8 protein-coding genes and 1 pseudogene are annotated in these 9636 nt (G+C 70.5%); 2 read left to right on the forward strand and 7 right to left on the reverse strand.

All coding sequences use genetic code 11. The features are described 5' to 3' along the window. The first annotated feature begins 6 nt into the window (after nucleotides 1-6). Nucleotides 7-843, forward strand: a complete 837-nt coding sequence (locus VF330_RS32645; protein WP_330855560.1) for a fused MFS/spermidine synthase — start codon at nucleotides 7-9, stop codon at nucleotides 841-843. A 51-nt stretch (nucleotides 844-894) separates the two neighbouring features. Here VF330_RS32645 and VF330_RS32650 read toward each other — a convergent pair whose 3' ends face one another. The 3 genes and pseudogenes from VF330_RS32650 to VF330_RS32660 all read right to left on the reverse strand — a co-directional run bounded on the left by VF330_RS32650 (nucleotide 895) and on the right by VF330_RS32660 (nucleotide 3604). Continuing rightward, on the reverse strand, nucleotides 895-1548 hold the full coding sequence (locus VF330_RS32650) for a hypothetical protein (RefSeq protein ID WP_330855561.1): 654 nt from the start codon (nucleotides 1546-1548) through the stop codon (nucleotides 895-897). Between the two features lie 86 nt (nucleotides 1549-1634). Continuing rightward, nucleotides 1635-2885, reverse strand: a pseudogene (hisS, locus tag VF330_RS32655) (histidine--tRNA ligase); the annotation flags it as partial. A gap of 5 nt (nucleotides 2886-2890) precedes the next feature. Beyond that, on the reverse strand, nucleotides 2891-3604 hold the full coding sequence (locus tag VF330_RS32660) for an MBL fold metallo-hydrolase (RefSeq protein ID WP_330855562.1): 714 nt from the start codon (nucleotides 3602-3604) through the stop codon (nucleotides 2891-2893). Nucleotides 3605-3719: 115 nt separating this feature from the next. Here VF330_RS32660 and VF330_RS32665 point away from each other — a divergent pair, with 115 nt between their 5' ends. Further along, nucleotides 3720-4574: a peptidylprolyl isomerase gene (locus tag VF330_RS32665; protein ID WP_330855563.1), complete on the forward strand. Its 855-nt coding sequence runs from the start codon at nucleotides 3720-3722 to the stop codon at nucleotides 4572-4574. A gap of 55 nt (nucleotides 4575-4629) precedes the next feature. Here the strand turns inward: VF330_RS32665 and VF330_RS32670 are convergent, their stop codons facing one another. The 4 genes from VF330_RS32670 to VF330_RS42125 form a co-directional block, all read right to left on the reverse strand. After that, nucleotides 4630-5535: a DUF6891 domain-containing protein gene (locus VF330_RS32670; protein WP_330855564.1), complete on the reverse strand. Its 906-nt coding sequence runs from the start codon at nucleotides 5533-5535 to the stop codon at nucleotides 4630-4632. Nucleotides 5536-5565: 30 nt separating this feature from the next. Further along, the gene (locus tag VF330_RS32675; protein WP_330855565.1) at nucleotides 5566-6843 is read right to left on the reverse strand and encodes an RICIN domain-containing protein; all 1278 of its coding nucleotides are present in this window, start codon (nucleotides 6841-6843) and stop codon (nucleotides 5566-5568) included. A 259-nt stretch (nucleotides 6844-7102) separates the two neighbouring features. Continuing rightward, nucleotides 7103-9388 carry a RelA/SpoT family protein gene (locus VF330_RS32680; protein WP_414675508.1) on the reverse strand — a complete coding sequence of 762 codons (2286 nt, stop codon included), beginning with the start codon at nucleotides 9386-9388 and terminating at the stop codon, nucleotides 7103-7105. A gap of 122 nt (nucleotides 9389-9510) precedes the next feature. Next, nucleotides 9511-9627, reverse strand: a complete 117-nt coding sequence (locus VF330_RS42125) for a DUF397 domain-containing protein (RefSeq protein WP_414675510.1) — start codon at nucleotides 9625-9627, stop codon at nucleotides 9511-9513. Nucleotides 9628-9636 lie beyond the last annotated feature (9 nt).

The following is a 9636-nucleotide window of genomic DNA, read 5'->3' on the forward strand; positions in this document are numbered from 1 at the left end:
AGAGCAGTGGGAAGACAACGGCCCGACGCAGAGGCGATCACCGAGTCGATCGACTCCGGTGTGGCCGAACTGGTCCCCGATCTCGGTGGGCGGAACTCGTGGACGTTGCGGGTCAACGGAACCCCACAGTCGCATGTGGACCTGGACGACCCGACCTACCTGGAGTTCGAGTACGTCCGGCGCCTGGGTCACCTCGTCGATCTCACCGCGCCCTCGCGTGTTCTCCACCTGGGTGGTGGCGCGCTCACGCTAGCCCGCTACGTGGCCGATCTCCTCCCCCGCTCGTCTCAACAGGTGGCCGAGATCGACGCGGGCCTGATCGCGTTCCTGCGCCGCGAGCTGCCGCCGCCCCCGCGAGTGAAGATCACCACAGGCGACGCCCGCGCCGTGCTCGCCAGGACCCGCCCCGGCTCGTTCGACCTGATCGTCTCGGACTGCTTCGCGGGCGCCCGCACCCCCGCCCACCTGACGTCGCTCGAGTACGTGCGCCAGGCGTCGGACGCGCTGTCCGACGGCGGCGTCTACGCGGCGAACATCGGCGACGGCAACGGCCTGCAGTTCGCCCGCTCCCAGTGCGCGACCGTGCGCGCGGTGTTCGAGCACGTCTGCGTGCTCGCCGAGCCGGGCGTGTTCCGCGGCCGCCGCTTCGGCAACTTCGTGATCATGGCCTCGCACACCGGCCTGCCGCTGCAGCAGCTGACCCGCGCCACGGCCGGCGACCCGTTCCCCGGCCGGCTCGAACACGGCACGGGCCTGACGAAGTTCATCGGCGGCGCCCCGGTCACCACGGACGCGACCGCGAAGCTCTCCCCCGCGCCCCCGTCCGGCCTCTGGGGCACCTGAACCGCGAAACGCCCGCCACCGCGGGGTGACGGGCGTTCCAGGCGTACGAGCTCAGTCCAGTGACGTGACGAACTTCGACACCGCGTCCGGGTGCAGCTTCTGCGCCATCCGACCCGCGGGTGCCAGCGACCCGAGCCGGTACAGCGGCCGGTCCGCCGCCGCCAGCCCCTGGGCCTCCGCCCGCAGCTGCGCCACCAGCAGCTCCGAGAACACCAGGCCCGGCGTGTCGCCGCGGGCGGCGAGGGCGTCGGCCAGCCGGCGCAGCTGGTAGATGCCCAGCTCGCGGCCGCCGGTGCCCGCGTACATCGACAACGCGATGTTGATGGCCTTCTTGTCGCCGCGCACGAACAGCCCGACGGTCCGGGCGCCGCGCAGGTCGGTGACCAGCAGGTCCAGCCCGTCGGCGGTGGCCAGGTCGACCTTGCGGGTGCCGAACGCGCGGACGTGCACGGTCGTGCCCTCCAGCCACACCGTGCGGCGCGCCTCGGACATCGCCAGCAGGATCACCGGCACCGCCACGATCGCGCCGGCGATGACGCCCGGCCAGCGGCCGCCGATCAGACCCACGATCGCGCCGAAGGCGAGGGCGACCATGATGCCGCCGATCGCCACCATGCGGGCGCGCTTGCGGACCGTCGCCTTGTCCAGCAGGTCGAGGACCAGCTTGTCGGCCGGCTTGCCGGCGGGCTTGTCGTCCGGGCTCACCGCGGCTCCGCCACGTCCGGTGCCGCGTCCGAGGCCAGCGCCTCGACACCGCCGGGCACGACGTCCGCGATCTCCGCGACGTCCGGCGGCGTCAGCGCGGACCGCACGGCGGAGACCACGTCCGCCAGCGGCACCGTGACCTGCTCGCCGGTCGCGAGTGTCTTGACGCCGATGTTCCCGGCCTCCAGGTCGCGCTCGCCGAGCACCAGCGCCAGCCGCGCACCGGACTTGTCGGCGGCCTTGAACCCGGCCTTCATCGACCGGCCGCCGTAGACGAGGTCCGTCCGCACGCCCGCGGCGCGCAGCTCGCCGGCGATCGCCACCAGCCGGGCCCGCGCGGCCTCGCCGAGCGGCACGCCGATCACGTCGACGCGCGAGAACGACGGCAGCACGCCCTCGGCCTGCGCCGCGAGCAGCGCCCGGTCGACGCCGAGACCGAAGCCGACGCCGGACAGCGACTGCCCGCCGAGCTGCTCCATCAGGCCGTCGTAGCGGCCGCCGCCGCCGATGCCCGACTGCGCGCCCAGACCGTCGTGGACGAACTCGAACGTCGTCTTCGTGTAATAGTCGAGGCCGCGGACCATGCGCGGGTTCTCGACGAACTTCACGCCCAGCTCGGTCAGGTAGCCCTTGACCAGCTCGTAGTGCTCACGGCACGCGTCGCACAGGTTGTCCACCATCAGCGGCGCCTCGGCGACCAGCTCGCGCACCTCGGGGCGCTTGTCGTCGAGCACGCGCAACGGGTTCAGCGCGGCGCGCTGCCGGGTCGGCTCGTCGAGCGGCAGCTCCGCGAGGAACGCCTGGAGCTTCTCCCGGTAGGCAGGGCGGCAGGCCGCGTCGCCCAGCGACGTGAGCTCCAGCCGGTAGCCGGTCAGCCCCAGCGCGCGGAACCCGGCGTCGCCGACGGCGATCACCTCGGCGTCGAGCGCCGGGTCGTCGACGCCGACCGCCTCGATGCCCACCTGGTGGAACTGGCGGTACCGGCCGGCCTGCGGGGCCTCCGCGCGGAAGAACTGGCCCGCGTAGTACAGCTTCACGGGCAGCGAGCCGCGGTCGAGGCTGTGCTCGATGACGGCCCGCATCACGCCCGCGGTGCCCTCGGGGCGCAGCGTGATGGAGCGCTCGCCGCGGTCGAGGAAGGTGTACATCTCCTTCGTCACGACGTCGGTCGACTCGCCGACGCCGCGCGAGAACAGCGCGGTGTCCTCGAAGACCGGCAGCTCGACGTAGCCGTAGCCGGCGAGCTCCGCGGCACGGCTCAGGGTCGACCGGACGTGCGCGAAAGCGGCGGACGTCGGCGGGATGTAGTCGGGAACGCCTTTGGGTGCGGAAAACACGTCTCTCAAAGTCCTCGGTGCGGGGCGGCCTGCGCGTCGTCCGTCCGAACAGCGTCCTGCAGCTGGAGCAGGTAGGGGTTCGTCGCACGCTCGCGGCCGATGGTCGTCGTCGGGCCGTGGCCTGGCAGCACCACCGTGTCGTCGGACAAGGTCAGGACCTTGTCCCGCAGGGACGACAGCATCGCGGAGTGGTCACCGCCGGGCAGGTCGGTGCGTCCGATGGAACCGGCGAAGAGCGTGTCACCCGAGATGACCAGGCGACCGCCCTCCTGCGCGCCGGAGCGGAACATCACCGACCCGCCGGTATGGCCCGGCGTGTGGTCGACGGTGATCCGCAACCCGGCGAGGTCGAGCTCGAGGCCGTCGGTCAGCGACCGGACCTCGGACGGCTCGCGCATCTCCAGGTTGCCGCCGAAGAACGCGGCGGACTCGCGGCTGACGCCCTTCAACGGGTCGGACAGCATCTCCACGTCGTCCGGGTGGATGTACGCGGGGACGTCGTTGCCGTCGCAGACGGGGGTGACGGAGAACGTGTGGTCGAAGTGCCCGTGCGTGAGCAGCACGGCGACCGGCGAGAGCCGGTGCTCGCGCAGCGCCTGCTCGACCGGCTCGACCGCGTCCTGACCGGGGTCGACGATCACGCAGGGCTCGCCGGCGCCGGCCGCCAGGACGAAGCAGTTCGCCTGGAGCGCGCCAGTCGGGAACCCGATCACGAGCACGAGAATGACCTCCCTGTTCAAACCACAGCCTAACCACCACACAAAGCTCATATGCCCAGGCCCTAGACTCCCGAGCCGACCGCCCTATTCGCATGAGTCCCTGGGGAGGGAGCACGTGCCCACCAACGAGCAGCGACGCGCAGCCGCCAAGCGCAAGCTTGATCGTCAGCTGGTGTACCGCCAGGAGCGGGCCAAGAAGCGTCGCATCATCGCCGTCGTGTCGACGGTGGTCGTCGTTGCGCTCGTCGGAGGTGGTGTGTGGTTCCTCGCGACTCACGACTTCGGCAACGGTGACGCCGCCGCGTCGGAGACACCTCAGCAGGAGGCGGTCGACAAGGCGGAGAACATCCCCACCGAGCTGCACCAGATCCCCAAGCGCCCGCAGGCGCTGCCGGAGAAGGTGAACTGCGAGTACACCAAGGGCCAGGAGCCGGCGGCCAAGGAGAACACCCCGCCCGCGAACGGTGAGCAGCCCGCCACCGGCACGGTCGGCGTCACCCTGGGCACCTCGATCGGCGACCTGAAGCTGACCCTGGACCGCGCGCTCGCGCCGTGCACCGTGAACAACTTCGTGAACCTGGCGAAGCAGAAGTACTTCGACAACACGACCTGCCACCGCCTCACCGTGACCGGCATCCAGGTCCTGCAGTGCGGCGACCCCGGCGGCAACGGCATGGGCGGCCCCGGCTACTCGTTCAAGGACGAGGTCTACCCGGAGATCACCTACGGCCGCGGCGTGCTCGCCATGGCGAACTCGGGCCCGGACACCAACGGCTCGCAGTTCTTCATCGTCTACGGCGACGCCTCGCAGCTCCAGGCGAAGTACAACGTGTTCGGCACGGTCGACCAGGACTCGCTGAAGAAGATCGACGAGGTCGCGAAGACCGGCACGATCTCGCAGTCGCCCGGCCAGGGCGACGGCAAGCCGAAGACCCCGGTCGACATCAAGTCGGCGTTGGTCGCGAACTAACTCTTCACACTTTGCGGAACGGCCCCCGGAGGATCTCCGGGGGCCGTTCCCGCGTTCAGCCCACCAGCCTCCGGCGCCACTCCAGCGGCGTCACGGTGATCGCCCGGCCGGGATCGCCGTTCCAGTCGGCCGCCAGCCCCTCCGCCTCCAGCGCGGCCACGACCTCGGTCCCCACCGCCGCGGTCGTGGCGGCCGAGTCGTCGAACCCGCCGTAGTGCAACGTCAGCCCGTGCCCGGCCGCCTCCGTGCTCTGCGCGTGGAAGTAGACGAACCCGCGGGCGCCGGGCCCCGCCTCGTCGCCGATCTCGGCGTTGCCGCAGGTGCGGCAGCAGGTGAAGTGTTCGCGGGCGACGATCCCGCCCGCGTCCAGCCGGGCGAACGCCCGCGCGAGCCGCTCCGGGTCGGTCTCGCCCTGCCAGGACTCCTGCTCCGCGACCCGCTCCAGCCACAGCCGGTCGGCCAGCGCCCGCGCCTGGTGGCGCGACACGGGCCGCCGGTCGCCGGTCACCAGGTAGTCCTCGGCGACCTCCGCGAGGTCGGCGCGCGAGGCGTAGCCGGCGGCCAGCACCTCGCGGACGCGGCCCTCCAGCTCCCGCCGCTCGTCGTCGGCGAGGTCGAGCGGCGGCACCTCCCGCGCGGGGCCCGCGTCCAACCGAGACCAGGCGAGCCGACCGTCCCAACCGGACTCCCGCCGGGCCCAGCCGACGAGCACCGCGACCACCGTCGCGGGCTCGCCGGCCGTCGCCTCGAAGTAGCCGGAGGCGTCGCGGTGCTCCACCGCGTACTCACCGCCGTGCTCGTGCCAGACCTGCGCGAAGACGTCGGGCAGGTCCGGCACCCGCTGGAGCACCAGGAAGTTGTCGCCGCCGGCGCCGATGCGCCGGACCAGCCCTTCCAGCTCCTGCGCGGACGGGCGGACGTGCCGCTCCGAGTTCTCCGTTCTCACCGTGATGTCGAGCATCCGCCGACTCTGGCACACCACGGGCCGCGATCAGGCCGGAACGAGGTCCCAGAGCTGGTTCGACGCGCCGGTGTACGTCTGCTGCACGATCGGCGCCCCGTTCCCGCTGCCCTGCACCGCGACCGCGAGTCCTGAGTGGGCGAACAGCAGCCGCCAGCCGGCGGTCGGGTTGCCGCGCAACCGGACCGTCTGGTTGATGGCGCCGGTGCGGGAGAACTGGATCAGCTGCACCCCGCTGTTCTGGCTCGACTCCGGCAGGTCGAACGCCTTGCCGGAGTGGCTCGCCACGAGCTCCCAGCCCTGCGCGTTGGCCTCGAAGCGCCACCGCTGGTTCGCGCTGCCGCTGTGCGGCCAGCCGATGATCGGCTCCAGGTCGGCGGTGGACGCGTTGTTCACCGCCAGTTCGAGGTTGGTGCCGCGGTTGCGGACGTTGAAGTACTGCCCCATGACGGGCCACGGCTTGGTGGTGTCGTCCTCGGGCAACGGGATCGCGATGTCGGAGAACCACGTGGCGTCCGCGACGTACTGCTTGTCCATCAGGCCGTCGTAGAACCCGCCCGACGGAGGGCAGTTCACGCCACCGTTGGGGCACACGTCGACGTCGTGCACCGCGTAGGTGCGGAACGTGTCCCGCTTGAACGTGGTGTCCGCGAGCGTCTGGTTCCCGGCCTGGTCGCGGATCGTGTAGTCGCGGTAGTAGACGACCTGCGGGACCGGCGACACGTTCAGCATCGCGGTCTGCACCATGCGCGCCACGGCGACGTGGTCGCGGTGGAAGTAGAAGTTCTCCAGCGCCAGCGAGGGCGTGTTCTGCATCTGCAGATCGCCGGACGGGTCCGTGGTGCGGATGATGTCCGGCTGGAAGTCGGCGATCGCCGCGCGCACGAACGCGATCATCGTGTTCCGGTCCGTCGTCTGGGCGCCGGTGAAGTCGAGCGGCCGCCCGGTGAGCGAGGTGTTGCGCGCGTACAGGTTCCACAGGCGGTTCTCGGGCGCGGTGGCGGTGTCCGGCAGCCGGTTCTCCAGGATGGACACCCGGTTGCCGAGCGTCCACAGGGTCGCCGACAGGTTGCCCGCGCCCACCGCGCAGGCTCTCCACGTCAGCGCTGTCAGGCCGGCGGCCGCCGCGTACGCCTGTCTGATGCCCAGCTCCCGCTCCGTCATGTAGGTCGGGTACGTGTGGTAGTCCGACGCCACGACGAACACGGTGCGGACGGTGTTGCCGTCGCGCAGGTCCTTCATGAGGTCGGGGCTGAGGAACAGCAAGTCGTCGTCGTGGTGCGCGACGATGTTCAGAACTCGTGCCATGGGACGTTTCCCCCGTCTCGGTCGACTTCCTTCGCAGTGGAAGTCCGTCGTCCGGGTGGGAGCATTACGCCTTTTGGCCACATATATCGATTCGAGATCGACCGAGACGGGTACCGCGCGAAATCGTTCCGCCGATCGTGTGAAAGTCAGGGTGAACCGCGTCCACTTTCGACACGAGCCTGGTCAAATGCGCGCGCGACGCAGAGGAGCCTCCCGCCGGAATCCGGCGGGAGGCTCCTGTGGTCTTCCCGAGAAGTGCTTACGAGGCCGAGGTGACGCGGTAGACGTCGTAGACGCCCTCCACGCTGCGCACCGCCTTGAGCACGTGCCCCAGGTGCTTCGGGTCGCCCATCTCGAACGAGAACCGGCTGACGGCCACGCGGTCCCGCGACGTCGTCACGGACGCCGACAGGATGTTCACGCGCTCGTCGGCCAGCACCTTGGTGACGTCCGAGAGCAGCCGGTGCCGGTCGAGCGCCTCCACCTGGATGGCCACCAGGAACACGCTGGAGGCCGACGGCGCCCACTCGACGTCGAGGAGGCGTTCCGGCGACTTCAGCAGCTCGTCGGCGTTCGTGCAGTCGGTGCGGTGCACGGACACGCCGCCACCGCGCGTCACGAAGCCGAGGATGTCGTCGCCCGGTACCGGGGTGCAGCAGCGGGCGAGCTTCACCCACACGTCGCCCGCGTCCTTCACGATCACGCCCGCGTCGCCGGTGGGGCGGCGCCGGGTGACGGTGGACGGGGTGGCGCGGTCGGCCAGCTCCTCCTCGGCGTGGTCGACACCACCGAGCTGCGCGACGAGCCGTTGCACGACGTGGCGGGCACTCGTGTGGCCTTCGCCCACCGCCGCGTACAGCGCGCTCATGTCCGGGTAGTGCAGTTCCTTGGCGAGGGCCTGCATGGAGTCGACCGAGACCAGGCGCTGGATCGGGAGCCCGACGCGCCGGACCTCCTTGGTGATCGCGTCCTTGCCCTGCTCGATCGCCTCTTCCTTGCGCTCCTTGGCGAACCACTGCTTGATCTTCGCCTTGGCCCGCGGGGACGCGACGAAGCTCAGCCAGTCGCGGGACGGGCCCGCGCCCTCCGCCTTGGAGGTGAAGATCTCGACGACCTCGCCGTTCTCGAGCTTGCGTTCGAGAGCGACCAGCCGGCCGTTGACGCGGGCACCTATGCAGCGGTGCCCGACCTCGGTGTGCACGGAGTAGGCGAAGTCGACGGGCGTGGACCCGGTCGGCAGCGTCTCCACGTCGCCCTTGGGCGTGAACACGAAGATCTCGCGCGCGGCGAGGTCCCAGCGCAGCCCCTCGAGGAACTCACCGGGGTCCGCGGCTTCCCGCTGCCAGTCGAGGAGCTGGCGCATCCACGCCATCTCGTCGATCTCGACGGACTTGCCGTTGTGCGTGCCCTTGGTCTCCTTGTAGCGCCAGTGCGCCGCGATGCCGTACTCGGCCCGCTGGTGCATCTCCGAGGTGCGGATCTGCACCTCGAGGGGCTTGCCGTCGGGACCGATGACGGTCGTGTGCAGCGACTGGTACACGCCGAACCGCGGCTGCGCGATGTAGTCCTTGAACCGCCCCGGCATCGGCTGCCACGCGGCGTGGACGACACCCATGGCGGCGTAGCAGTCCCGCACCTCGTCGACCAGGATCCGCACGCCCACGAGGTCGTGGATGTCGTCGAAGTCCCGGCCGCGGACGATCATCTTCTGGTTGATCGAGTAGTAGTGCTTGGGCCGCCCCTCGACCTTCGCGACGATCCGCGCGCCCTCGAGCTGGGACGTCAGCTCCTCGACGACGGTCCGCAGGTACGTATCGCGACTCGGCGCGCGCTTCGCGACCAGGCGGACGATCTCGTCGTACTTCTTCGGCTGCAGGATCGCGAACGCGAGGTCCTCCAGCTCCCACTTGACGGTCGCCATGCCGAGCCGGTGCGCCAGCGGTGCGAGCACCTCGAGCGTCTCGCGGGCCTTACGGGCCTGCTTCTCGGGCGGCAGGAACCGCATGGTGCGCATGTTGTGCAGCCGGTCGGCCAGCTTGATGACGAGGACGCGCGGGTCCTTCGCCATCGCGATCACCATCTTGCGGATGGTCTCGGCCTCGGCCGCTGCCCCCAGCTTGACCTTGTCGAGCTTCGTGACGCCGTCGACCAGCCGGGCGACTTCCTCGCCGAAGTCCTCTTTCAGCTGGTTGAGCGAGTAGTCGGTGTCTTCCACGGTGTCGTGCAGCAGCGCGGCCACCAGCGTCGTGGTGTCCATGCCCAGCTCGGCGAGGATCGTCGCCACGGCGAGCGGGTGGGTGATGTACGGGTCGCCGGACTTGCGGCGCTGCGGGCGGTGCTTCTCCTCGGCGACGTCGTAAGCGTGCTGCAGAAGCGCCAGATCGGCCTTGGGATGGAGGTCACGGTGCACGGCGGCGAGAGGTTCGAGGACCTGCTTCACCGGGGCCGCACGTTGGGCGGTGATGCGCCGCGCCAGGCGGGCGCGCACACGCCGGGTAGCCGACGGTTGAACAACCGTCGCAGCGGGTTCGGTGTCTTGACTCAACCCCACGCTCCTCGGGTCTCGCGAGTACCGAGGATAACGCGTTCACGCTGACGAAACTTCCGATGGCGCGCTGAGCGGCACAGCTCACACGGTGAACGCCGCCCTGACTTCCGTTCCGCCGATCAGGCGACGCTCTCCACGAACGCCCGCCAGGCGTGCCCCGAGAACACCAGGACCTCACCCCGAGTCGCCTTCGAGTCCCGCACGAGCGCGTCCGCGCAGGCGGTGGAGAGCGACACCTCGACGCA

Source organism: Lentzea sp. (assembly GCF_036380075.1).
Classification (GTDB): Bacteria; Actinomycetota; Actinomycetes; order Mycobacteriales; family Pseudonocardiaceae; genus Lentzea.

Coding starts and splice junctions, on each gene's coding strand:
- VF330_RS32670 (WP_330855564.1), bottom strand. CDS start 5,535: ATGCTCGACATCACGGTGAGAACGGAGAACTCGGAGCGGCACGTCCGC.
- VF330_RS32675 (WP_330855565.1), bottom strand. CDS start 6,843: ATGGCACGAGTTCTGAACATCGTCGCGCACCACGACGACGACTTGCTG.